Source organism: Photobacterium sp. 53610 (assembly GCF_036409375.1).
In the GTDB taxonomy this organism is placed as follows: Bacteria; Pseudomonadota; Gammaproteobacteria; order Enterobacterales; family Vibrionaceae; genus Photobacterium.
The window spans coordinates 124,164-149,089 of the sequence record NZ_JAXOFS010000009.1 but is presented as its reverse complement, the minus strand read 5'-3'; the positions used below and the strand labels follow the sequence as shown (position 1 = coordinate 149,089).

General features: G+C 53.8%; 23 protein-coding genes. 12 read left to right on the top strand and 11 right to left on the bottom strand.

Translation table 11 applies throughout. The features are described 5' to 3' along the window. Positions 1 to 298 precede the first annotated feature (298 nt). Positions 299 to 1,564: an HD-GYP domain-containing protein gene (locus SPK40_RS18505; RefSeq protein ID WP_248143965.1), complete on the top strand. Its 1,266-nt coding sequence runs from the start codon at positions 299 to 301 to the stop codon at positions 1,562 to 1,564. Between the two features lie 87 nt (positions 1,565 to 1,651). On the opposite strand, the gene mrcB is transcribed toward SPK40_RS18505, so the two are convergent. Continuing rightward, positions 1,652 to 4,090, bottom strand: a complete 2,439-nt coding sequence (gene mrcB, locus SPK40_RS18500; RefSeq protein ID WP_442957591.1) for a penicillin-binding protein 1B — start codon at positions 4,088 to 4,090, stop codon at positions 1,652 to 1,654. A gap of 41 nt (positions 4,091 to 4,131) precedes the next feature. Continuing rightward, positions 4,132 to 6,621: an ATP-dependent helicase HrpB gene (gene hrpB, locus SPK40_RS18495; RefSeq protein WP_330961482.1), complete on the bottom strand. Its 2,490-nt coding sequence runs from the start codon at positions 6,619 to 6,621 to the stop codon at positions 4,132 to 4,134. A 171-nt stretch (positions 6,622 to 6,792) separates the two neighbouring features. Between hrpB and thpR the strand changes: the two genes are divergently transcribed. The 8 genes from thpR to panC all read left to right on the top strand — a co-directional run bounded on the left by thpR (position 6,793) and on the right by panC (position 13,324). After that, the gene (gene thpR / locus SPK40_RS18490) at positions 6,793 to 7,401 is read left to right on the top strand and encodes an RNA 2',3'-cyclic phosphodiesterase (RefSeq protein WP_330961481.1); all 609 of its coding nucleotides are present in this window, start codon (positions 6,793 to 6,795) and stop codon (positions 7,399 to 7,401) included. Further along, positions 7,398 to 8,105, top strand: coding sequence for a DNA/RNA nuclease SfsA (sfsA, locus tag SPK40_RS18485; protein WP_248143961.1), 708 nt, complete (start codon positions 7,398 to 7,400; stop codon positions 8,103 to 8,105). Before thpR ends, sfsA begins: the two co-directional genes overlap by 4 nt. Before the next feature lie 137 nt (positions 8,106 to 8,242). Continuing rightward, positions 8,243 to 8,692 (top strand): RNA polymerase-binding protein DksA, encoded by a 450-nt coding sequence (gene dksA / locus SPK40_RS18480; protein ID WP_036749487.1) that lies wholly within the window; start codon positions 8,243 to 8,245, stop codon positions 8,690 to 8,692. 78 nt (positions 8,693 to 8,770) lie between these two features. Next, positions 8,771 to 9,661 carry a tRNA glutamyl-Q(34) synthetase GluQRS gene (gene gluQRS, locus SPK40_RS18475; protein WP_330961480.1) on the top strand — a complete coding sequence of 297 codons (891 nt, stop codon included), beginning with the start codon at positions 8,771 to 8,773 and terminating at the stop codon, positions 9,659 to 9,661. A gap of 99 nt (positions 9,662 to 9,760) precedes the next feature. Beyond that, the gene (gene pcnB, locus SPK40_RS18470; protein WP_330961479.1) at positions 9,761 to 11,131 is read left to right on the top strand and encodes a polynucleotide adenylyltransferase PcnB; all 1,371 of its coding nucleotides are present in this window, start codon (positions 9,761 to 9,763) and stop codon (positions 11,129 to 11,131) included. Continuing rightward, a complete protein-coding gene (gene folK, locus SPK40_RS18465) occupies positions 11,128 to 11,613 on the top strand; it encodes a 2-amino-4-hydroxy-6-hydroxymethyldihydropteridine diphosphokinase (protein WP_330961478.1) in 486 nt (161 codons plus the stop codon). The genes pcnB and folK overlap by 4 nt, the downstream gene beginning before the upstream one ends. Positions 11,614 to 11,638: 25 nt before the next feature. Beyond that, entirely contained in the window at positions 11,639 to 12,433 is a 795-nt protein-coding gene (gene panB / locus SPK40_RS18460) for a 3-methyl-2-oxobutanoate hydroxymethyltransferase (RefSeq protein WP_330961477.1), read from the top strand. A gap of 12 nt (positions 12,434 to 12,445) precedes the next feature. After that, the gene (gene panC, locus SPK40_RS18455; RefSeq protein WP_330961476.1) at positions 12,446 to 13,324 is read left to right on the top strand and encodes a pantoate--beta-alanine ligase; all 879 of its coding nucleotides are present in this window, start codon (positions 12,446 to 12,448) and stop codon (positions 13,322 to 13,324) included. A gap of 91 nt (positions 13,325 to 13,415) precedes the next feature. Here the strand turns inward: panC and SPK40_RS18450 are convergent, their stop codons facing one another. Further along, on the bottom strand, positions 13,416 to 14,186 hold the full coding sequence (locus SPK40_RS18450) for an ABC transporter permease (protein WP_330961475.1): 771 nt from the start codon (positions 14,184 to 14,186) through the stop codon (positions 13,416 to 13,418). Next, entirely contained in the window at positions 14,183 to 15,106 is a 924-nt protein-coding gene (locus tag SPK40_RS18445; RefSeq protein ID WP_330961474.1) for an ABC transporter ATP-binding protein, read from the bottom strand. The genes SPK40_RS18450 and SPK40_RS18445 overlap by 4 nt, the downstream gene beginning before the upstream one ends. Positions 15,107 to 15,264: 158 nt before the next feature. On the opposite strand from SPK40_RS18445, the gene can reads away from it, so the two are divergent. Beyond that, the gene (gene can, locus SPK40_RS18440; protein WP_248143953.1) at positions 15,265 to 15,921 is read left to right on the top strand and encodes a carbonate dehydratase; all 657 of its coding nucleotides are present in this window, start codon (positions 15,265 to 15,267) and stop codon (positions 15,919 to 15,921) included. Positions 15,922 to 15,987: 66 nt separating this feature from the next. Here can and hpt read toward each other — a convergent pair whose 3' ends face one another. Next, entirely contained in the window at positions 15,988 to 16,521 is a 534-nt protein-coding gene (hpt, locus tag SPK40_RS18435) for a hypoxanthine phosphoribosyltransferase (RefSeq protein ID WP_248143952.1), read from the bottom strand. 208 nt (positions 16,522 to 16,729) lie between these two features. Between hpt and SPK40_RS18430 the strand changes: the two genes are divergently transcribed. After that, positions 16,730 to 17,332, top strand: coding sequence for a TetR/AcrR family transcriptional regulator (locus SPK40_RS18430; RefSeq protein ID WP_036749519.1), 603 nt, complete (start codon positions 16,730 to 16,732; stop codon positions 17,330 to 17,332). A 16-nt stretch (positions 17,333 to 17,348) separates the two neighbouring features. Here the strand turns inward: SPK40_RS18430 and SPK40_RS18425 are convergent, their stop codons facing one another. From SPK40_RS18425 to SPK40_RS18400, 6 genes are all read right to left on the bottom strand, one after another. Beyond that, positions 17,349 to 18,386, bottom strand: a complete 1,038-nt coding sequence (locus tag SPK40_RS18425) for an ABC transporter ATP-binding protein (RefSeq protein ID WP_330961473.1) — start codon at positions 18,384 to 18,386, stop codon at positions 17,349 to 17,351. Continuing rightward, complete coding sequence (locus SPK40_RS18420; RefSeq protein ID WP_330961472.1) at positions 18,386 to 20,014, bottom strand: ABC transporter permease; 1,629 nt, start codon at positions 20,012 to 20,014, stop codon at positions 18,386 to 18,388. The genes SPK40_RS18425 and SPK40_RS18420 overlap by 1 nt, the downstream gene beginning before the upstream one ends. A 151-nt stretch (positions 20,015 to 20,165) precedes the next feature. Further along, positions 20,166 to 21,179 (bottom strand): Fe(3+) ABC transporter substrate-binding protein, encoded by a 1,014-nt coding sequence (locus tag SPK40_RS18415; protein WP_330961471.1) that lies wholly within the window; start codon positions 21,177 to 21,179, stop codon positions 20,166 to 20,168. A 164-nt stretch (positions 21,180 to 21,343) separates the two neighbouring features. Next, complete coding sequence (locus tag SPK40_RS18410) at positions 21,344 to 22,573, bottom strand: ammonium transporter (RefSeq protein WP_248143948.1); 1,230 nt, start codon at positions 22,571 to 22,573, stop codon at positions 21,344 to 21,346. 29 nt (positions 22,574 to 22,602) lie between these two features. Beyond that, on the bottom strand, positions 22,603 to 22,941 hold the full coding sequence (locus SPK40_RS18405) for a P-II family nitrogen regulator (protein WP_027253649.1): 339 nt from the start codon (positions 22,939 to 22,941) through the stop codon (positions 22,603 to 22,605). Positions 22,942 to 23,135: 194 nt separating this feature from the next. Next, positions 23,136 to 23,504 carry a YacL family protein gene (locus SPK40_RS18400; protein ID WP_248143947.1) on the bottom strand — a complete coding sequence of 123 codons (369 nt, stop codon included), beginning with the start codon at positions 23,502 to 23,504 and terminating at the stop codon, positions 23,136 to 23,138. A gap of 198 nt (positions 23,505 to 23,702) precedes the next feature. On the opposite strand from SPK40_RS18400, the gene SPK40_RS18395 reads away from it, so the two are divergent. Then, positions 23,703 to 24,872: a glycerate kinase gene (locus tag SPK40_RS18395; RefSeq protein ID WP_330961470.1), complete on the top strand. Its 1,170-nt coding sequence runs from the start codon at positions 23,703 to 23,705 to the stop codon at positions 24,870 to 24,872. Positions 24,873 to 24,926: the final 54 nt, after the last annotated feature.

Below are 24,926 nucleotides of genomic sequence, written 5' to 3'. Positions count from 1 at the left end.
GAGCAACTGACTTGTAATCAGTAGGTCACCAGTTCGATTCCGGTAGTCGGCACCATCTTTTAAACCTCGCGCCCGCGAGGTTTTTTTTACCCATATTCCTTTTACAAATTTTTCACGACATTAAGCCCATTTTTTTACTGACGGTATTCTTAATAATCGATCTCAGGTCAGTATTATGATAAATAATCTTGTCTCTGATACGGCAATTCTCACCTGCCCTGCCCCACTGTCACAGCATGATATTAACCGGGCATGCCGTATATCGCCGGCCTGAAAAGCGAATGTACAGAATAAGGTAATGACAAACGTAAAACTCCCTACCGAGTGTTTAACACCAGGCCTTTATATCAAATTGCCGCTGCAATGGACGGAGCATCCCTTCATGCTTAATCATTTTAAGATTAAGGATGAACATCAAATCCGCCTGATCCGGAATCTGGGTCTGAAATTCGTTTTCCACTTTCCGGATAAGAGTGATAACCCGCCTTTGCCGCCTGAAACTGTTGCCAGCCCGCCAAAGGAAATCTCCGAACAGGAAGCCCGGTTTATCCATAAGCATACCGACAGGTTATGGCGTGAGAAACAACGCCGGATTGAACATCTGAAAAACTACAAACGCAGTCTCCAGCAATGTGAGAAAAGTTTTCAGCGTTCCCTGTCCCAGCTTCGCGCCATTTCGCAGAAAATTAAAAGCCGCCCGGTCACTGCTTTTCAGGATGCCAAAGAGCTGGTGAGTGATATGGTGGATGCCCTGCTGGATAATGATAATCTGGCTCTGCATCTGATGAGTGACGCGCAAGAATCGGAAGATATTTACTACCATTCCATGAACGTCGCCGTGCTGTCGATGCTGCTTGCCAAGTCCAACGGGATGTCTGCAAGCGATATTAAAACGATCACCATCGGTGCTTTATTCCACGATATCGGCAAACAGAAAATTCCCACCCATATCCTGCGGAAAATTACCCCGCTCACCGAGCCAGAGGCGAATTTCCTCAAACTGCATCCGAAATACAGCCTGGAACTGTCGGAACTGAGTGAGCACTTTCCGGACGCCGCGAAGCCTATCCTCAGCCAGCATCATGAGCTCATGGATGGCAGCGGGTATCCGATGGGACTGAAAGGTCACCAGATCAACCGGTTTGCCCAGCTGGTGGCAGTCGTTAATGCCTACGACAATCTCTGCCATCCGATGGATCCCAGCAAGGCCAGAATTCCGTACAGTGCCCTGTCCTACCTGTTCAAGCATAAGAAAGGTCAGTACAGCGAGGAATATATTGCGCTGATGGTCCGGATGATGGGGGTCTACCCACCGGGCAGTGTGGTGCTGTTGTCGAACCAGCAGGTCGGGATGGTCATTTCAGTTAATGCCAAACGCCTGCTCTACCCGAACATTCTGCTTTATGAGCCCAGTGTCCCTTCCAATGAAGCACCGATTCTGGATCTGGAGGAAAGTGAACTGACGATTGAACGGGCTCTGCTGCCCAATAAGCTGCCCGAGCCAATCCGTCAGTATCTCAACCCCCGGACCCGGATTTCTTATTACTTTGATCCGGAAAACTAAATCCGGACCGCAGAACCCAGTCAACTGAAAACGGACAGTAAATCCCGTACAACTCAGCAAGGTTCTCATCGCTGGCAGGAGCACACCCTACCAGCTGAACATATCTTTCAGCCAGCCCTCGGGCTTGCTTTCACGGCACTGCGCCGCCAGCTGCCCTGTCGGGTCCCAGACCGGCAGGGATTGCTCACCCCGGCAGTCCATTCCCAGCGTGCCGTCTGACAGCCGGTGATATTTCACTGTACTCAGTTTTTGCGGCCAGTTGAGCTGCAAACGCTCAGGCTGACGTCTTTCCAGATAACCACTGTACAAACGCAATGCCCCGCTGGCGCCGGTCAGTTTGACCGGTTTGTTGTCATCGCGGCCCATCCACACGGTCACCACTTCCCGGCCATCAGCACCGACAAACCAGCTGTCACGGGTATCATCCGTCGTCCCGGTTTTACCCGCCAGCGTGGCCCAGCCAAAGCGGGACTGCAGATAGCGCCCCGTCCCCTGACTGACAACCTGCTTCATCATATAAGTCGTCAGCCAGGCGGCTTGTTCCGGCACGACCTGACGGCCGGACGGAATATGGCGGTACAGCATCTTGCCTTGCCTGTCGACAACGGAACGCAGTGCCGTCTGCTCGGCACGCCGTCCGCCACTGGTCAGACTCTGAAACATCTGACTGACTTCAAACGGCGTCAGGGTGAAAGAACCAAGCAAGATCGACGGTAATCGGGGCACTTCGTCTTTTGACACGCCCAGTTCCGTCAATGTCGTGATGACGTTATCTAAACCAACGTCTAAACCCAGATTCACCGTCGGTACATTGAGCGAGCGTGACAGCGCGTAGTAAAGCGGCACTTTACCGCGAAACTGCCGATCGTAGTTCTGCGGCCGCCACTCACTGCCCTGATTTCCTTTCAGCAAAATTGGTTTGTCATCCAGCGTGGTAGCCAGGGTATATTTCTCCGGCTGACGCAGCGCACTCAGGTAGACCGCAGGTTTCACCAGCGAGCCTATCTGACGACGACCTTCCAGCGCCCGGTTAAACCCGGCGTATCCCGGCCGACTGCCGCCAATCATGGCCCGGATTTCACCGGTATGGCGATCCACCGCGACCATGGCCGTTTCAATCTCCCCGCCCACTTTTTTCTCCAGCGCAGGGATCCACTGGGCAACGGCCCGTTCCGCTTCCTGCTGAGAGACCGGATCCAGGGTACTGAAAATCCGCAGGCCCACACCCGGGGTAAAGCGGTTGCCCACTTTTTCCGTCAGTTCACGCTGCAGTAACTGGAAATAGGCGGGCTGAAGACTGGCAATCACCGCCTGTTTCTGAACATCCAGTTTGCGGGTCGCCGCCTGCTCGTATTCCTGGCCGGTCAGAATGTCCTGATCCAGCATCAGCCGCAGTACCAGATCCCGCCGCTCCCGGGCGCGCTCTGTATGACGCCAGGGGTTGTAATAAGACGGCCCTTTGACCATGCCCACTAGCATCGCCAGCTGATCAATCCGCAGTTCCTGCAACGGTCTGCCAAAATAGAGGCGGGCACCGAGCCCGAAGCCATGGATCTCACGGCCACTGCTCTGTCCGAGATAAACTTCATTGAGATAGGCTTCGAGGATCCGGTCTTTGCTGTAGCGATAGTCGATGATGACTGCGATGTAGGCTTCCTGAATTTTCCGCCACAGGGAGCGTTCACGGGTCAGAAAGATGTTCTTCGCCAGCTGCTGCGTCAGGGTGCTGCCGCCCTGTACGGTCCGTCCGGCTCTCAAGTTGACCACAGCCGCACGCAATATCGCCAGCGGAGAAACACCACTGTGATGGTAGAAATCCCGGTCTTCGGTCGCCAGCAGGGCGTCAATCAGCACTTCCGGGAACTCTTTCCGGGGCGTGAAGATCCGCTGCTCGCCTTCTTTGGTGCCCAGCATGCCCAGCATCTTGGGTTCAATCCGTAAATAGCCCAGCGCCTTCTCCCGTCCCAGATCGAACACCTTGCTCAGCCCGCTGTCATCGAAGGTCAGCATGACATGGCGCTGGCTTTCATAACCGTCTTCAAATTCAAACGGACGGCGGATCAGCTCGATCCGGGTGGAAGATGCCGAATACTCCCCTGCCCGCTGCGGCGTACGGACTTTATGGTATTGCAGCGCGTCCAGTTCCCGGCGCACTTCGTTCAGTGTGATGGCCTGTCCCGGCTGCAGATCCAGCACCCGGCCATAAACCACGGCTGGCAGGTCCCAGAGCTGGCCGTCAAATTTGTCCCGCACCAGCGTATCGAGATATATCCCCATCACAAAGACCACGGCGAGAATCGCCAGACCCAGCTTCAATGCGGAGAAAAACATCCAGCGTCCAAACCGGGATAAACGGCTGCCGGAGGCTTTTTTCTTTGCGGCAGTCTTCGCTGGCTGACTGCCCGAGGAGGTCTTCGTGCCACGTTTTGCCGGGGCTTTTTTCGTCCCGGCAGGTTTGCGGCGACTCGGTTTCTTCTCACTGGGCGGTTTCGGCGCTGCCTGACGGCGCTTGGGCTCTTGGGTCATCATGATATCTTTGTGTTCAGGGTCTCTGCACTGTCCGGCGCTTACATAAATTTCTTGGTTTTTCGGGTTGGCGCATGGCTGGCAGGATCATCCGGCCAGACATGTTTCGGGTAACGCCCCTTCATTTCTTTCTGCACATCTTTATAGGCTCCCTGCCAGAATGCGGCCAGATCCGAGGTGATCTGTAGCGGCCGCTGGGCGGGAGACAGCAGCTCCAGCACCACCGCAATTTTGCCGTTGGCAATCACGGGCGACGTCTGCTCACCAAACATCTCCTGCATCCGGACCGCCAGCACTGGCGCCTGTCCCGGCTGGTAACGGATCGGATACCGGGAACCGGTGGGCACCTCATAATGAGTCGGCAGCGCGTGATCCATCGCCTTCGCCTGCGCCCATCCCAGATGCGCTTCCAGTGCCGCCGTCAGATCCAGATTTGCCAGCGCCTTTAGGGTGCTGATACCGGTCATAAAGGGCAACAGCCAGTCTTCCAGAGACGCCAGCAGACTGGCATCATCCATTGCAGGCAACGCCAGTTCAGGGAGCCAATCTTCGGCACAACGGGCCCGGATTCGCAGACTTTCACTGCGGGCATTCCACGGCAGGACATCCAGCCCCTGACGCCGGATGGCATTGAGCAGGGCTTCACTGGCCCGGGCCGGATCAGGTTCGGCCATGGGTGTTCGCTGAATCACCAGCTTGCCACAACAGCATTGCTTTTCTGCGACCAGCCGCCCTTTTTTATCATCCCAGTCCAGCCATTCCCGCTCGTGGAATAAGGGTGGCAAATCTTCCCGTAACTGATCGATATCTGCGGCAACGGCTGTGAACACCCGGCTATTGCCCTGACGGGTCTTGACGACATCCGCCACAACCAGTGCAGTTTCCGTCGCCAGAAGCTGTTCATGATCAACACTGACACCCTGACCATTCGCCAGCTGAAAACGGCCTTCCTGCCCACGGGACAGCGCAATCCGGTCAGGAAAACCGGCTGCCATCAGCGTCGCCAGCCAGCGTCGGTCTGTACGCCAGCCCGGTGCAGAATCCAGTCCATCCCGGAGCATTGCCAGATGCTGTCTGGCCCGCTGACGGTATAACTTGCTGCGGGGCAGTTGGTCGGATTCCAGTAAATGCAGCTGATAAGCCAGATCCGGATTGCTGATACCACGTGCCGGTTCTTCCAGCAGGGCCACCAGCAGCGCGGCGGTCGTCTGCGCCGATGCAGGTAAAGCACGGGCATGCGCCAGGATCGCAGCCAGTCTGGGCTCGGTGCCTGATTGCTGAATCAGCTGGCCTCTGGCGGTCAGCTGTCCCCGTTCGTCCAGTGCGCCCAGGGACTGTAATAGCACTCTGGCCTGCTGCATCGCAGCATCGGCGGGTGTATCCAGCCAGCGTAATTCGTCGGCGCTGGTGCATCCCCACTGGGCCAGTTCCAGTGCCAGACGGCTCAGATCGGCGCGCAGAATCTCAGGTTGCGGGACCGCAGGCTGGCGGCTCAGCATTTCTTCGCTGTACAAGCGCAGACAAATGCCCGGCTCCAGACGTCCGGCCCGCCCGGCACGCTGTTCGGCCGACGAGCGGGCAATCCGCACCATTGCCAGACGGCTGATTCCGGTTTTCGGATCCCACTGCGACACCCGTTCCCAGCCGGTATCAACCACCAGCCGGATCCCTTCGATCGTCAGACTGGTTTCCGCGATGTTGGTCGCCAGCACCACTTTGCGTTTCCCTTTCGGCGCTGGCTGAATCGCCTGCTGCTGCGCCTGTGTATCCAGCTGACCATATAAAGGCGCGATGATGACCTCCGCCCCTGCCGCTGGTTCAAGCCACTCAGCCAGACGGCGGATTTCACCGGCACCGGGCAGAAAGACCAGCATGGAACCTGACTCTTCCGACAGTAACTTCAGAATCTGCTTGCCGGTCCAGTCTGTCGCCACGCCGGGACTTTGCTGGGCCGACGTTCCCTGACTCTGATAACGATAATCCACCGGAAAACTGCGCCCCTCAGATGCCAGAAATCCGGCCTCCGGCAGCAGAGTCTGCAAGGCTTCATGATCCAGCGTCGCCGACATCACCAGCAGCCTGAGGTCATCCCGCAGCGCCTCCTGGACTTCCAGCGCAAGCGCCAGCGACGTATCAGCATGCAGGCTTCGTTCATGAAATTCGTCGAAAATCAGCAGATCGATCCCGGATAATTCAGGATCCTGCTGTAACATGCGGGTCATCACCCCTTCCGTGACAATCTCCAGCCGGGTCGCAGCACTGACCTTCGTTTCTCCGCGCATCCGCAGGCCGACGGTCTGCCCAACGTTCTCCCCCAACTGAGTGGCCAGATAAGCCGCAATGTTTCGGGCCGCCAACCGGCGGGGTTCCAGCATCACAATTTTGCCGCTTACGGCACGGGATTCCAGCAACGAGAGCGGTAAACGGGTCGATTTACCGGCACCGGGAGGCGCTTTGAGAATGAGCTGACGATGGCGCTGCAACACCGTGTGCAATTCAGGCAGAACGGCTTCAATGGGGAGCTGTGACAATGTGGGACCCTTGTGTCATCTTCTAAGGAGGAACATTTTTCTGTACAAAACGCTCCGATCGTTCGGGATGATTGTACTCAAACAAGAATCACGGTGCTATTCGAGAGACACTGCTATCCAAGAGATAGTGTTATCCAAGCGATGCAGTTATCCGAGATAAAGGAGCCTGCGATGACCGATTTATCCGAACACCCTGTCCACGGGCTTTCAACCGATGCCAGTCAGCGGATGTTCTTTGCCCTGCCACTGAACGAACCACCGGCCGTCAATCAGGAGGTACTTCAGCGACTGTGTCAGCTGAAAAACGCTTATCCCGGCAAAGGACGCGCCGTCCCTGATACCAACCTCCACCTGACCCTGGCATTTCTGGGACAGGTCACGGCGCAGCAACGTGACCAGTTGCTGACCGAAGTCGATCAGCTGCGGATTCCGGCCTTTTCTGTCCGTTTTGACCAGCTGGGGTACTGGAAGCGCAGCAAGGTACTGTGGCTCGGCAGTGAAGAGACACCGGGAGAGCTGCTGTTACTGGCGCAGCAGCTTTCCCGGTGCGCACTGACTGTCGGCTTGCCGCAGGAAGAGAGAGCCTATAAACCGCATATCACACTGCGGCGGAATGTGTGGCATCGCCCCGGACTGCAGAATGAACAGGATACGTTTCATTTTCACTTTCAGCGCTTCGGGCTGTATATTTCTGACCCGGACAGGTCAGGCGTGAATTACCGCCTGGCCCGGGAATGGTTACTCCTCACTGAACAAAACGCCGCACAGGACAGTACATGAATTATCCCTCACCTTTGCAGCCCGCAACGCTCATTCGTCGTTATAAGCGCTTTCTGGCCGATGTTACCCTGCCGGACGGTACGGAAACCACGATGCACTGTGCCAATACCGGTGCCATGACCGGCTGCGCCGAACCAGGTGACACCATCTGGTATTCCACCTCAGATAATCCGAAGCGAAAATATGCCCACAGCTGGGAACTGACTGAGACCAAAGCCGGTCATCGGATTTGCATCAATACAGCCCGGGCCAACCAGATTGTGGTTGAAGCGCTCAAAAATGACCTCATTCCTGAATTATCGGGCTATGCTTCATTGCGCACGGAAGTGAAGTATGGTACTGAAAACAGCCGGGTAGATATTGTTCTTGATGACCCGTTGCTACCATCCTGCTTTATCGAAGTGAAAAGTGTCACCCTGCTGGAACAGGACGGCCGTGGTTATTTCCCGGACGCCGTCACCACCCGGGGGCAAAAACACTTACGGGAGCTGGCGGAAGTTGCGGCAAGCGGTCAACGGGCGGTTTTATTTTTCGCTGTTCTTCATTCAGGGATTGAAAACGTCGCAGCGGCGCACCATATAGACCCGGTCTATGAGACATTGCTAAAACAAGCAGAAAAAGCGGGTGTTGAGGTCTTCTGCTACCGTGCAGACATCAGCCCCACGGCGCTGACGTTAAACCAGCGGGTAGAATTTGCACAGTAAAAAGGAAAAATGATGCTTTCTTCACAATGGTATAAAATTGAAGAGATGCAGCAATTGCCACACTATATCCTTTCTGCTATAGATACCCGCCAAAATTAACCAGTGACGGTTATTCGGTATATGTTAGGAGATGCTATATGCCAGAGAGCAAAGTTAAAAAATCGCTAGGCATCCTGGCTATTGCTGGGGTTGATCCATATCAGGAAAAAGCCGGCGAAGAATATATGGGTGAGGCGCAGCTGGCGCACTTCCGTAAAATTCTGGAAGCCTGGCGCAACCAACTACGTGAAGAGGTTGACCGTACCGTAAACCACATGCAGGACGAAGCGGCTAACTTCCCGGATCCAGTGGATCGCGCGGCACAGGAAGAAGAATTCAGCCTGGAACTGCGTAACCGCGATCGTGAGCGTAAACTGATCAAAAAAATTGAAAAGACGCTGCAACGTATCGAAGATGATGATTTTGGTTTCTGTGATTCATGCGGTGTGGAAATTGGTATCCGCCGCCTGGAAGCCCGTCCGACTGCCGACCTTTGTATCGACTGTAAGACACTGGCAGAAATCAAAGAAAAACAAATGGCCGGCTAAGCTGCCCTTTGTAACCCTAATCAGACAAAAGGGAGCGCTTGCTCCCTTTTTTATTTTCTTTTGCTGATACCGACCGCTATGACAACTCAGTCTTCTTATACTGGCCGCTTTGCACCATCGCCCTCCGGCCCGCTGCACTTCGGCTCGCTGGTGGCTGCGCTTGGCAGTTACCTGCAGGCACGCGCCCGTCAGGGACGCTGGCTGGTGAGAATGGAAGATCTGGATCCGCCGCGTGAAATGCCGGGCGCCGCTGACGATATTCTCCGCACCCTGGAAGCCTTTGGCCTGGAATGGGACGGCGAGGTTATTTATCAGAGCCACCGCCACCACCTGTATCAGGCACAAATCGATCAGTGGCTGGCTGACGGCGACGCTTACTATTGCCGCTGCAGCCGCAAAACCATAAAAGATGCAGGCGGCTTTTATCCAGGCACCTGCCGGACGGCGAGTCATACCGCCGCCGACAGCGCCGTCAGGCTGAAAGTCAGTGATGCCGTGACTGGTTTTCACGATCTGTTGCATGGCTGGATCAGCATTCCTGAGCAACTGGCACAGGAAGATTTTATTATCCGCCGTCGCGACGGCCTGTACGCCTATAACCTGGCAGTGGTTCTGGATGACATTGCTCAGGGCATCACGGAAGTCGTCCGGGGTGCCGATCTGATTGAACCGACCGGGCGCCAGATTGGCCTGTACCGTCAGTTGGGCAAGCCCGAAGTCAGTTATCTGCATCTGCCGCTGGTCGTCACTGCAAACGGAAACAAACTGTCCAAACAGAACCATGCGCCGGCAATCGATAAAAGCCAATCCGGGCCGCTGTTGTGTGAGGCCATGACCTTTTTAGGCATGTCGCCACCACCCGAATTATCGTCTGCCGCCCCCCGGGAAATCCTCCATTGGGGGATCGCGCACTGGGATGTCTCGAACCTGCCGCCAACAACAGCGATCACGCTGAACCTAGCATCTTGAGGTGGGTTGGGTATATGATATGCGGCTGTTCAGTCCGGCCAATGTGAAATAACGAGGTGTGTTATCTTTAGTCGAGTCGCCAGCTTTTGCCGTAAAGTATTGACCCGAGAGCAAAATGCTTCGGGTAACAAGGAGCCAAGCTTGCAAGTTTATCAACGCCAGGAGCATGGTATTTCCCGCAAAGACATCAGCGAAAATGCGCTGAAGGTACTCTATCGCCTCAACAAAGCCGGTTTCGATGCTTATTTAGTCGGCGGTGGTGTGCGGGATCTGCTGCTGGACCAAAAACCCAAAGATTTTGATATTGCGACCAACGCAACGCCGGAAGAAATTAAAGCGCTGTTCCGAAACTGCCGCCTGATTGGCCGCCGTTTCCGTCTGGCCCATATTCTGTTTGGCCGCGATGTAATTGAAGTTGCCACCTTCAGGGGTCACCATGATGCCGGCTCAGTCAAAGCCCCGACAGGGAAGCAGGCTGTTTCGTCCCGCAATCATGAAGGCATGCTGCTGCGCGATAATGTCTACGGCACCATTGATGAAGACGCGGAGCGCCGGGATTTCTCCATTAATGCCCTGTATTACAGCATTAAAGATTTCACCGTCACGGATTATGCCAACGGGGTGCAGGACCTGCAAAACCGGCTGGTGCGCCTGATTGGCGATCCGGAAACCCGTTATCGTGAAGATCCGGTGCGGATGCTGCGGGCCGTGCGCTTTGCTGTCAAACTGGACATGCAGATTGAAACTGCAACCGCTGCACCTATCCGAGAACTATCGACCCTGCTGCAGGACATTCCGCCGGCACGTCTGTTTGAAGAAAGCCTGAAGCTGCTGCAATCCGGACAAGGCCTGGACACCTACAAAATGCTGCGGGAATACAATCTGTTCCAACAGCTGTTCCCGATTCTGACCGAACACTTCACTGAAGATCACAGCAGTCAGACAGAGCGGATGATTGAACACATTCTGGCAGCAACCGATGCGCGCATCGCTGACGGGAAACGGGTCAACCCGGCCTTTATGTTCGCCGCCATGCTGTGGTATCCGGTGGTCACCCGTGCGGAAGAAATTTCCAGTACCGGCGGCCTGAATGACTATGACGCCTTCATGATTGCGGCCAATGACATTCTGGATGAACAGGTCAAGACGATTGCCGTTCCGCGCCGTCTGACGACCACAGTCCGCGATATCTGGCAACAGCAGCACCGCTTTGAGCGCCGTTTTGGCAAACGCGCTTTTGCCATGCTGGAAAACCCGAAATTCCGGGCTTCCTTTGATTTTCTGGAAATGCGTGGTCAATTCGAAGGCGATGACATCGCTGAACTGGCAACCTGGTGGCATCAGTTCCAGTTTGCCGAGCGCAATGATCGCAATAAAATGGTGCAGGAACTGAACGGCGGAAACGGACAGAAACGGCGCCGCCGTCGTCCGGCCCGACGCAAGAAGCCTCAGGCGAAATCAGCGTCATGATCCGCGCATATATCGCTATTGGCAGCAATCTGAATGATCCGGTCAGCCAGGCGCATCAGGCCATGGTTGCCCTGCGACAGTCGCCGGATATTCAGGTTGTCGCCGAATCCTCGCTGTACAGCAGTACCCCGATGGGGCCGCAGAATCAGCCGGATTATATCAATGCCGTGGTTGCCATCGACACAACACTGGCACCGCTGGCGCTGCTCGACCTGACCCAACAGATCGAGCAGGAACATGGAAGGGTCCGCAAAGCCGAGCGCTGGGGCCCGCGCACTCTGGATTTGGATATCCTGCTCTACGGCGATTTGCAACATCACTGCGAACGCCTGACAATTCCGCACTATGGCATGAAAGTCCGTGAATTCGTTCTGTATCCACTGGCTGAGATTGCCCCTGAACTCGTCCTGCCCGATGGCACCGTTCTGACCGAACTGTTATCCGGGGTGGACCGTAATGGCCTGCGAGTGTGGCAATCCTGACACACCCGGGATAAGGGAGAAAATAATGAAGAAAATTACCATTAACGACCTGATGAAATGGAAGCAGGAAGGTCGTAAGTTTGCATCACTCACCGCATACGATGCGAGTTTTGCTCAGCTGTTCGAGCAACAGGAAGTCCCGGTGCTTCTGGTCGGTGACTCTCTGGGTATGGTCCTGCAGGGCCAGACCGATACTCTGCCCGTCACCATTGATGACATGGCTTACCACACCCGCAGTGTCCGGGTCGGCAGCCCGAATGCCCTGTTGCTGGCCGATCTGCCGTTCATGACCTATGGTACGCCGGAGCAAGCCTGCGAAAATGCCGCAAAACTGATGCGTGCCGGGGCCAACATGGTGAAACTGGAAGGCGGCGCTTGGCTCGCTGAAACCGTTCGCACCCTGACAGAGCGCGCCGTTCCTGTCTGCGCCCACCTGGGCCTGACGCCTCAGTCGGTTAACATTTTCGGCGGTTATAAAATTCAGGGCCGCGATCAGGCACGTGCCGATGAGATGCTGGCCGATGCCATTGCCCTGCAAAATGCTGGCGCCCAGATTGTGGTACTGGAATGTGTACCGGCTTCGCTGGCAAAACGAATTACAGAAGCGCTGGATATCCCAGTCATTGGTATTGGTGCCGGTAACGTCACTGACGGCCAGATCCTGGTCATGCATGATATGCTGGGCATCTCTGCCAACTATATGCCACGCTTTTCTAAAAATTATCTGGCACAGACCGGGGATATCCGCAAAGCGGTTTCCCAGTATCTGTCAGAAGTGGAAGCGGGAACCTTCCCGGCTCCTGAGCATACCTTTGAGTAAGGAAAACCCAACATGCAGACTTTTGCTGAGATTGCTCCTGTTCGTGAACAGATTCGGGCCTGGCGCCGTGATGGCCGCCGGATTGCCTTCGTTCCGACCATGGGGAATCTGCATCAGGGGCACCTGACTCTGGTTCGCAAAGCTCGCGAACAGGCTGACGTTGTGGTTGTCAGCATCTTTGTGAACCCAATGCAGTTCGACAAAGCTGACGACCTGAACAATTACCCGCGAACGCTGGATGAAGATCTGGCCAAACTGAACGGTGAAGGTGTGGAACTGGTCTTCACACCGACGCCCGATATCATCTATCCGAACGGAATGGATCGCCAGACCTTCGTTGAAGTTCCGGGTCTGTCGCACATGCTGGAAGGTGCGCTCCGTCCAAGTCATTTCCGTGGTGTCTCCACAATTGTGAGCAAGCTGTTCAATATCGTGCAGCCGGATATGGCCTGTTTTGGCGAGAAAGACTTCCAGCAGCTGGCATTAATCCGCCAGATGGTGACCGATCTGGCGATGCCAATTGATATCATCGGTGTCCCGACTGTCCGTGAAATGGATGGCCTGGCGATGAGCTCCCGGAATGGCTATCTGACCGTGGACGAACGTCAGCGTGCACCGGTGCTGGCGAAAACCATGCGCTGGATCAGCAGTCAGATCCGTGGCGGACGCCGTGACTTTGATGAAGTGGTGCTGGATGCCAACGATCAGCTGCGTGCGGCCGGACTGGAACCGGATGAAATTTACATCCGTGACGCCCGCACCCTGCAGGTCGTGGGAGAAGAAACCAGTCAGGCCGTCATCCTGATGTCTGCATTTCTGGGGAAAGCCCGCCTGATCGATAATCAGGTGATTGAACTGGGTACCCCGGCATCAGAGTCTGAGTCTTCCTGAACGGATTCAACTGATTAATAAAAAGGCCCCGGCGCTAGTTGCCGGGGCTTTTTTTATGGCTTCGGTGATGATTTCGGGAGACAGAACTACCTCAGGATCGTAAGCCAATCCCTTTAGAAATCAGGTAATGTGCAATGCTGTACAGCACCATCACAAATGCCAGCAGCACACTGAACGCGGTCCCGATCCCGACATCCGAAACACCCAGAAAGCCATAACGGAACGCATTGACCATATAGACAATCGGGTTGAGCTTAGACACCCACTGCCAGACTTCAGGCAGCAGACTTAAAGAGTAAAATACGCCTCCCAGATAGGTCAGCGGTGTCAGCACAAACGTCGGAATAATGCTGATATCATCAAAGGTTCTCGCAAACACGGCATTGATCAGCCCGCCCAGTGAAAACACCACAGAGGTCATGATGACCGTGGCGACAATCACCCCGAGATGAGCGATCTGCAAGTCCACAAACAATAAAGAGACCCCGGTGACAATCACACCGACTCCCAGCCCGCGCAGCACACCACCGCCAATATATCCGGCTATGATGACGAAGTTAGGCACCGGTGCGACCAGCAGTTCCTCAATATTATGCTGAAACTTGGCACTGAAGAATGAAGACGCCACATTGGAATACGAGTTGGTGATCACCGACATCATAATCAGTCCGGGCACGATGTATTCCATGTAGGTAAAGCCGCCCATTTCTCCGATGCGACTGCCGATCAAACTGCCGAAAATAATGAAATACAGCGTCATGGTGATGGCCGGCGGCACCAGCGTCTGTACCCAAATACGGGCGAATCGGTTCACTTCTTTACTGATCAGGCTTTGAAACGCAATCCAGTACTGATATCTCATGCAGACGGTGCTCCCTTACTCTGAGCCACTAAGGTCACGAATAACTCCTCCAGGCGGTTGGCTTTATTTCGCATCGACAGGACTTCAATCCCCTGTGCCGACAACTGGCTGAAGACGGCATTCAAACCTGTACCCTTATGAATATCAATTTCCAGGGTATGATTGTCCGGCATTTTCCATGCAATGCCCGCCAGATCCGGTTTGCTGCCATTTAAGGTCACATCCAGAATAAAGGTTTCCACCTCAAGCTTGGCCAGCAAAGATTTCATACTGGTATGCTCAATCAGCTCACCATGATTGATAATCCCGATATTACGGCACAGCATCTCTGCTTCTTCCAGGTAATGGGTGGTCAGGATAATGGTCACGCCCTGACGATTGATTTCCCGCAGAAATGTCCACATAGAGCGACGCAATTCAATATCGACCCCGGCGGTCGGTTCATCCAGAATCAGCAGCTTCGGCTCATGCATCAGGGCCCTCGCAATCATCAGACGCCGCTTCATCCCTCCGGACAGATTACGGGCACGCTCGTTGCGTTTCTCCCACAAATCCAGCTTGGTCAGGTATTTTTCCGCCCGTTCTTTCGCCAGCGCACGCGGGACACCGTAAAAACCGGCCTGATTGATGACGATCTGTTCAACCGTTTCAAACTGGTTGAAGTTAAATTCTTGTGGCACCAGGCCCAGCTGATTCTTCGCTTCCACCAGGTGGGTGTCGATATCGTACCCAAACACCTTCACCTTTCCGGACGTCTTGTTCACCAGTGAGCTGATCACACCAATCGTGGTGGACTTCCCTGCGCCGTTGGGACCAAGCAGCGCAAAGAAGTCTCCTTCTTCTACCGTCAGGCTCATTTCCTTCAGGGCTTGCACCCCGGGATAGACCTTATTTAAATGAGTAATTTCTAATGCATTCATACAATACGCTTGAGATTTGTTATAAATCGTTAAATTATCAACTAATCGGATTTGCAAGTCGCCTTGCAAGTGTATAGTAATGACCTGTTTATCTTTGAATCTGTCTGAGTATACAGAGCAAAGATAAACAGCCCAATGTAGCAAACTAAGGTGTTGTCATGGCAGAAATTAAACAGTTATTCGCCAATAACTTTTCCTGGTCGGAAAAAATCAAATCCGAAGATCCCGAGTTTTTCTCACATCTGGCTAAAGCACAGCACCCAGAGTACCTGTGGATTGGCTGTTCAGACAGCCGGGTACCCGCAGAGCGGCTGACCGGTCTGGATTCCGGTGAATTGTTCGTCCACCGGAATGTCGCCAATCAGGTGATTCATACTGATCTGAACTGTCTCTCTGTCGTTCAGTATGCCGTGGATGTCCTCAAGGTGAAACATATCATCATTTGCGGCCACTATGGTTGTGGTGGTGTCGCAGCATCAATTGACAACCCGCAACTGGGCCTGATCAATAACTGGCTGCTGCACATTCGGGACCTGTACCTGAAACACCGCAGTGATCTTGGCAAGCTGCCTCGTGAGGAATGGGCCGACAAACTGTGTGAAATCAATGTGGCATCACAGGTATACAACCTGGGGAACTCCACCATCATGCAGCAAGCGTGGGAACGCGGCCAGAAAGTGAAGATTCACGGCTGGGTCTACGGAATCGGTGACGGTAAACTCCGTGATTTGGGTGTGACCGCGACCAGCCGGGAAACCCTGGAAGTGTCTCATCAGGACGCAATGGCCAGTATCCTGCAGGGTTCACTCAAGTAACCCTGAAACAAAAAGCGACCCTGAGGTCGCTTTTTGTTTTATCACACCAGACTGAATGGCTGCTGATCAGTCTTCCAGCGGTACCACTTTTCCGATAAACGGCAGGTGGCGATACTTCTGGGCATAGTCGATCCCGACACCGACAACGAACTCATCCGGAATCTCGAAACCAATCCATTCGGCATCCACGGCCACTTCACGGCGCTCAGGTTTATCGAGCAACGTACAGATACGAATCGAGTTCGGATTCCGCAGTGCCAGAATTTCACGCACTTTATTCAAGGTGTTACCGGTATCGATAATATCTTCGACCAGCAGAACATCTTTACCTTCAATTTCGTCATCCAAATCTTTCAGAATCCGGACATCTCGGCTGCTTTCCATGGCATTGCCGTAGCTGGAAGCGGTCATAAAATCGACTTCGTGCGGAAGCTCAATCGCACGGGCCAGATCGGCCATAAAGACAAAGGAACCACGCAGCAACCCAACCATGACGAGGTTTTCTGAGCCCTGGTAGTAGGCGGTGATTTGCTCTCCCAGCTCTTTGATCCTAGCCTGAACATCCTGCTCAGAAATCATGACTTCAATGGTATGCTTCATTTACTTCTCCATATGCGCATCTGGCATGCGCCTGGTTCTCTGTGATGACTAAAAGGCTATTCTAACATCCTTAATCAAGAAAAGTTATCCATCCATTCTTCGAGCCATGCTGCACCCCTGAACAAATCAGGATTGAACCAAATCACAGCCTGATGTAGAGTTATTAAGCAAAGTGCATATTAAAATGATTGGCTAGGGAATTTGTAGCATGGACACCATAGTTAAGAAAACGAGGACACGTCTCTCACCCGAGAAACGTAAACAACAACTTCTCAAGTGTGCGCTGGAAGTATTTGCCCGCAGGGGAATTGGTCGTGCCGGCCATGCCGACATTGCTGACATGGCCAATGTTTCAGTGGCGACTGTATTCAATTACTTTCCAACCCGTGAAGCACTCGTTGAGCAAGTTCTTTATCAGGTTGAGCGCAAGTTCAACGAACTGTTAAACCTGTGTCTGGGAGAAGAACATGACACCATCCACGGTCACCTGAGCTGTATTACAGGCTATCTGATTGATGCCGTCATTGAGCAGCAAGACTGGCTCAAAGTATGGTTCGAATGGAGTACTTCCGTCCGTACTGAAACATGGCCCCAATTCCTGGATGCAAACCAGCCTAACCTGAAACAGGTCACCAACATTTTTGAACTGGGTAAACAAAACGGCCAGCTGAGTACTGATATCGCATCTTACGATCTGACCTGGTTGCTGCATGGTCTCTGTTATGTACTGTACCTGCGCGCCAACATTGAACCCAACAAAGACAGCATGCAGGCACAGGCCGATGCTTACATCAGCCTAATGTTCCCGTAAACAGACAACTTCAGCGTCAGCTGGCAGCCGCCAGCAACACCGATTGGTATAAATCCAGTTCCACGGACACGCGCTGACCTGTTTGCAGGATCATAGGGGTATTCACAATCAGGTGGTGCCCCTTATAGTTCACCGTATAGCGACAACTGTCTCCCATAAACTGCTGATCCAGAATTTCCCCTTCTCCCTCATCATCCTCAATGAGTCTCAGATTCTGCGGCCTGACCAGCCACTCAACATGCTTTCCTTCCCCGAATGTCACCGCGCGGGACAAATCGACCGGACCGAGTGGCGTCTGCAATTCATGATGATGTACGGTTGCCGGTAAGTAAGAACCAGTACCAAGAAAGTCTGCCACAAACCTGCTGCAGGGCTGGTAATACAATTCTGCCGCCGTGCCGAACTGTTCGATCACGCCGTTATGCATCACGGCAAGACGATCCGCAAAGGCAAAAGCTTCTTCCCGGCTGTGAGTCACGAAGATAGCTGTCACGCCCTGTGCTTTAAAGATCCGGCGGATTTCCCGGATCAAACCATGTCTGACCTGAGTATCAATATTGGAGAACGGCTCATCCAGCAAGATCAGATCCGGTTCACAGGCCAGTGCCCGTGCGATGGCTACACGCTGCTGTTGCCCGCCGGACAACTGATGAGGATAACGCTGTCCCAGCCCGTCCAGACGGACCAGTGACAACATCTCAGCGACCTTGGTCGCGGCTTTGGCTTTGCTCCAGTCACGCAGACCAAACGCAACATTCTCTGCTACGGTCAGATGCGGAAAGAGTGCATAGTCCTGAAAAATCATGCCAATGTTACGGTTTTCAGGCGGGACCCAATGATGACTGTCCGCTATCGTCCGGTTATTAATAACCATACGCCCCTGTTCCAGCGGCAACAGACCGGCAATCGCTTTCAGTAACGTGGTTTTACCGCATCCGCTGGCCCCCAGCAAACAGACGATTTCGCTGTCTTCGACCACCAGAGACAAATTTTCCAGAATTGCCTGGCCGTTATAACGGCACGTCAGATTTTGGACGGATAACGCATGATTCATCAATGTGATTGCTCCAGTGAACGGTTGATAACAACCAGTGGGATCAAACCAACCAAGACAAGCAAAATGGCTGGCAGTGCCGCCAGTTCCAGCTGCTCATCAGAGGCATAGTTGAAAACGTAGGTTGCCAGGGTCTCAAAATTGAACGGACGTAGCAGCAAAGCTGCATTCAGCTCTTTCATGGATTCAATGAACACCAGCAGGCCGGCAATCAGACAGCCTCGTCGGATCAGCGGGAGGTGCACCCGGCGCAGCATTGACACGGAAGCACATCCCATTGTTTTCGCGGCCATGTCGAGTGACGGAGAAATCTTAGCCAGACTGCTTTCCACACTCCCGACAGCCACAGCGCCAAAACGGACAACAAAAGCAAAAATCATCGCAAACATCGTGCCGGAAAAAACCAGTCCGGGGCGGCCCCAGTCCATGGCGCGGGTGAAGTCATTGAGCAGATGATCGGCTGACGTCAGCGGGATCATCACGCCAATCGCCAGAACAGTCCCCGGGACCGCGTATCCCATGGCGCTCATCCGCATCGGCGCCAGACTCGCAGGTCTGCCATCCAGACGATTGTAAAAGTTCACCAGCAACGCCACCAACACCGCCAGTAAAGCCGCACTCACGGATACCATCAGGCTGTTCAGCGTGTAGTCCCGGAACTCTGCTGTCCAGCTTTGCGCGAAGTAGTGCCAGGCGTAATACATCAGTTGCAGCAACGGCAATACGAAAGCAAAACCGATCAGCCCCCAGCACCAGACCAAAGCCATCACTTTTTTCCAGCCGGACAGCGTGTATCGCACATCTTCATTCAGTCCATTGTGCTGCTGAAAAAGTTTCTGACGCCTGCGGCTGAATCGTTCTGCACTGATGAGCAGAAAGATCGCCAAAAGCATCAACGCTGAAATCTTCGCTGCGGCATTCAGATTGGAATATCCCAGCCAGGTGTCATAGACCGCAGTGGTCAGAGAATGGACGGCAAAGTAACTGACCGTCCCAAAGTCGCCCAGTGTTTCCATGGCAACCAGTGACAGTCCTACCGCAATGGACGGACGAGCCAAAGGCAAAGAGATACGCCGGAAGCTCTCCAACGGCGAACACCGCAGCAACCGGGCCGACTGCAACAGGCTGGCGCTCTGTTCCATGAATGCGGTTCTCGCCAGCAGATAAATATAGGGATATAAGACCAGCGCCAGCACAAGACAGGCGCCGCCCAACGTGCGGATGTCGGGGAACCAGTAGTCCTGATAGCTCTGCCAGCCAAACCAGTCACGCAGCAAAATCTGAACCGGACCAGCATAATCCAGCCAGTCGGTATAGATATAACCGATAATATAACCCGGCATCGCCAGAGGCAGCACCAGCGCCCACTGCAGCCACTTTTCCCCGGGTAAACGGCACATGGCCATCAGCCATGCTGCAGGCAGGCCAAAAACAGCAGCAAGCAAAGAGGTTCCGAAGACGAGCCCCAGCGTATTGAGCGTGTAGGTGCCCATCACCGTATCCATCAGGTGTGAGAAAAGCTGATCAGATGCGCCCAGCGCCGTGTAGAAGATGGCCAGAATAGGGATGACCAACAGCATTCCGAACGTCCAGCCACTGGTTTGCCAAAGAGGATATTTGTCTTTCATTGCCTACAACTTAGTATCCTTGACCGGACACGATAGTACTTGTTGCTTCAGTCAAGCAACGCATGCGTCCAAGCAGTCCGCGAAAAAAACGCCCCCAAAGATACCAGACAAAAGTGCAAAAGGGGCCAACCGGCCCCTATTTTTCTTTCACTTACAGGTCAAACTGCACTTCGTCCAGCAGTTTGGTCGCCGCACTGTGATGCTCGGCAATCGCCTCCAGCGGCAGTTTATCTGCCCGGAAGTCGCCCCACGACGCGACCAGCTCGGAACGCGCAACACCAGGTTTCACCGGGTACTCAAAGTTCACTTCCGCATACATGTGCTGCGCCTTGTCTGAGGTCAGAAACTCCATCAGCTTCTTCGCGTTATCTTTATTTGGCGCGTATTTCGCCATCGCCATGCCGCTGATGTTGACATGGGTGCCGTTCGCCTGTTGGCCCGGGAAGTCAATGTAAACCGACTCAGCCCAGGATTTCTGGCTGTCATCACTCAGCATTTTACCCAGGTAGTAGCTGTTACCAATTGCCAGATCACACAGACCTTCTTTCACTGCTTTCACCTGACCCCGGTCGTTCCCCTGCGGCTTACGGGCCAGATTCGCTTTCACCCCTTCCAGCCAAGTCTTGGTTTCAGCTTCACCATAGTGAGCAATCATCGAAGAAACCAGAGAGATGTTGTACGGATGTTTTCCAGAACGGGTACAAATCTTGCCTTTCCACTCTGGTTTCGCCAGATCCAGGTAGTCAAAACTGTCCGGCAGATGGCCGACACGGTCGCGGGAGGAGTAAACGCTGCGGGTGCGCAGTGTCAGGGCAAACCACTCATCATCAGAATCACGGTACTGAGCCGGGACGTTGGTCTCGATGACTTCGCTTTGCACCGGTTGAACCAGACCTTTCTCGCTCAGCTCCGCCAGGCGGCTGATATCAACAGTCAGAATCACATCCGCAGGGCTGTACTCGCCTTCCTGTACCAGCTTCTCGGCGATACCATCTTTCGCAAATTTCACATTCACTTTGATGCCGGTTTCATCGGTGAATTCTTTCAGCATCGGCTCAATCAAAAAAGGCTGGCGCAGAGAGTAAACATTGACTTCTTCAGCAGCAAGCACTGCTTGTGGCGCAGACAGGCCAAGTAATACGGCTGAGGCTAACAGCTTTTTCATCGAGCAATTCCTTAATACAAAAATGAATGATAACGTTTATCAGTATCGCTCAATTATACTGTAGCAGCCTCGTCCAACAATGCGTTGAAACAAATGAACACAAAAAAACGCTGCCAGTAGCAGCGTTTTTGACATTTTTGTGAATTAGTTCAGATTTAGAGCAATTATTTCACACTGACGAACTCAGGATACGCATCAATACCGCAATCGTGCAGGTCCATTCCCGCCATCTCTTCTTCTTCACTGACACGGATACCCATTGTCACTTTCAGGATGGCCCAGACAGCCAAACTCGCACCAAAGACCCAGGCAAAGATGACTGCTGCGCCCAGCAATTGTGCACCGAAAGTTGCATCTCCATTGCTGAATGGGACGACCATCAGGCCGAAGAAGCCGCACACACCGTGAACAGAAATCGCACCCACAGGATCATCAATTTTCAGCTTATCCAGACCGACAATACTGAAGACCACCACAGCACCAGCAATCACACCGATAATCACAGCTGACATGGGTGACGGAGACAGCGGATCCGCCGTAATGGCAACCAGACCTGCCAGCGCACCGTTCAGTATCATGGTCAGATCCGCTTTACCCCAGGTGGTTTTACACACCGCAAGTGCAGCAAGAGAGCCCGCCGCCGCCGCCGCATTGGTGTTCAGGAAAATTTTACCGACCGCTGTAGCATTCTCGAAATCGGAGAGCATCAGCTGAGAACCACCGTTGAAGCCAAACCAGCCAAACCACAGGATGAAAGTACCCAGCGTCGCCAGCGGCATATTGGAGCCCGGGATTGGCAGAATTTCACCATTCTTGCCATATTTCCCTTTCCGGGCACCCAGCAGCAGAACACCAGCCAGTGCCGCAGATGCACCAGCCATGTGCACGATACCGGAACCGGCGAAGTCACTGAAGCCGGCTGCAGACAGGAAGCCACCACCCCAGGTCCAGTAGCCTTCAATCGGATAAATGACAGCTGTCAGGACCACAGAGAAAATCAGGAAGACCCAAAGTTTCATCCGTTCAGCCACCGCACCGGAAACAACAGACATCGCAGTTGCCACGAAGACGACCTGGAAGAAGAAATCCGATTCCAGCGAGTGATCCGCCCCTTCAGCCTGAGCACCGAACAAGGTGCCGAATGATGGCAGCCATCCTCCTTCACCATTATCGACGTACATAATGTTGTAACCGATAATCAGATACATGGTGCAGGCAATCGCGTACAGACAAAAGTTTTTCGTCAGAATTTCGGTGGTGTTTTTTGAACGCACCAGGCCCGCTTCAAGCATGGCAAAACCTGCCGCCATCCACATCACCAGCGCACCGGAAATCAGAAAAAAGAAGGTGTCGAGTGCGTAACGCAACTCAGTCACTGTGGTTGATAATTCCATGGTCATCGTCCTCTTATCACATCTTGTTGTTATAATGCTTCGGCATCTGTCTCACCGGTACGGATCCGTACCGCGTGGTCCAGGTCATAAACAAAAATCTTACCGTCACCGATTTTGCCCGTGTGCGCAGCCTTGGTGATTGCCTCAAGAATGATGTCGAGGTTCTCAGCCTGCGTGGCAATCTCCAGTTTGACTTTTGGCAGGAAGTCGACCTGGTACTCCGCACCACGGTACAGCTCGGTGTGTCCCTTCTGACGGCCAAATCCCTTAACCTCAGAAACCGTCATCCCCTCGACGCCGACATCTGCCAGTGCTTCACGAACATCATCCAGCTTGAAAGGTTTGATAATTGCGTTGATGAGTTTCATTAACCTGCTCCTTAAACCTGTGCATCCCTCAGTCAGTACACAGTCAAGTAAACAAGCTTCGTGCCAATTTTTATATCAATTGAAAAACAACAAGTTAAAGAGAAAGCAATCAAATTGCACAAAAAAGCCGCACCATCGTGGTGCGGCTGATTCCCCGAAAAGAAGCAAGTCTCTGCTTCTCTCAGCCGGAAGGGCTACCGGCCGGCGATAAATGCACGCCAAGCATGCAAAACCTGCTCAAGATCTTCAAATCCGCAACAGGACACCGCTTCGTCATCATAATGGCTCATGTCTTCGTCCAGTTCGTCTTCCGTATTGAAAAACAGGTAGTTGGCTTGAACGATCGCTTCATTATCCTGCAGGTTCAGCGACATTTCTTCCCCGGACAGCTGCCACTCTCTCGTGGTGCCCTTGAGTGCACCAAGATGAGTCAGGATCAGGCTGATCTTCGCCTCGTCATCCTGAACCTCTTCCACCAGCCAGCGTCCCAGGGCCTCATGTCCCATAGAAAAGACGGCATGATAGCTGCCATCCAGCATATTTTTCTTAAACTCGTAATCCATACCTGCCCTACTCTTGTTCTTTTCGCCACCAGGCGGTTTGTCGATTGATCATTTGCTCGATAGACTGAATGCAAAAGGCATCATCACAGCCTGGCATCGCAGTGCGTGCTGAAAGCAGGCGCGCACCATGTCAGGAACTCAGACAAATTGCAACCAGCTTCCTCCCGTGCCTCCGGCAGAAGCTGACAAGGCTTGCTTATGAAAATAATTATTGCGCCGGATTCCTACAAAGAAAGCCTGACGGCGATGGAAGTTGCCGATGCCATTGAGCGCGGCTTTCGGCAGGTCATGCCAGATGCTGACTACCACAAACTGCCGATGGCGGATGGCGGCGAAGGAACCGTCCGGTCACTGGTGGATGCGACCGGCGGGCAAATCATCCATCAGCACGTCACCGGGCCACTGGGCAATCAGGTCGAGGCATTTTACGGCTTGCTGGGGGACGGCAAAACGGCAGTTATCGAGATGGCTGCCGCATCAGGGCTGCACCTCGTGCCCATGCATGAACGCAACCCGCTACTGACCACCAGTTACGGTACTGGCGAGCTGATCAAAGCAGTCCTGGAACAACATATTGAGCACCTCATCATTGGTATCGGCGGGAGTGCAACCAATGACGGCGGTGCCGGAATGCTGCAGGCGCTGGGAGTCCGGTGTCTCGATCAGCACGGGCAGGAAATTGGCCGTGGCGGTGGCGTCCTCTCAGATCTGACGACCATCGACGTCTCAGGACTGGATTCCCGGCTGGCAGTGCTCAGACTGGAAGTTGCCTGTGATGTCGACAACCCGCTCTGCGGCGCCCATGGAGCCTCCGCCATATTTGGTCCGCAAAAAGGCGCAACGCCAGCCATGGTCGCGCAGCTCGACCGGAACCTGTCTCACTTTGCTGGCTTGCTCAGCCGCCAGCTTGGCCGTGATATCGGGCACACTCCCGGCGCTGGTGCAGCGGGCGGAATGGGCGCCGCGCTGCTTGCTGTACTCGGTGCAACGTTGCGTCCCGGTATTGAGATTGTGATGGACGCCGTCCGGCTGGAGGACGCCATCACCGATGCCGACCTGGTGATTACCGGTGAAGGCCGGATCGACAGTCAGAGTATTCACGGGAAAACGCCCGTGGGTGTGGCACGGGCTGCAAAGCGCTTCGGATTACCGGTCATTGGGATCGCCGGTAGTTTGTCTGAAGACTGCAGTGTAGTTCACGACCAGGGCATTGATGCCGTGTTCAGCATCGTCAACCGGGCATGCGATCTGGATGAGGCACTGTCGCAAGGTGCAGCCAACCTTGAGCTGACAGCACGCAACATCGCCGCTTTGCTCACCATGGGCGGTCAGCTGAAAGACAGGCATCATCTCCATAAAGGCGGATAAAAAAACAGAACTAAAAAAGGGAGCCATCGGCTCCCTTTCAATTTACATGTTGTC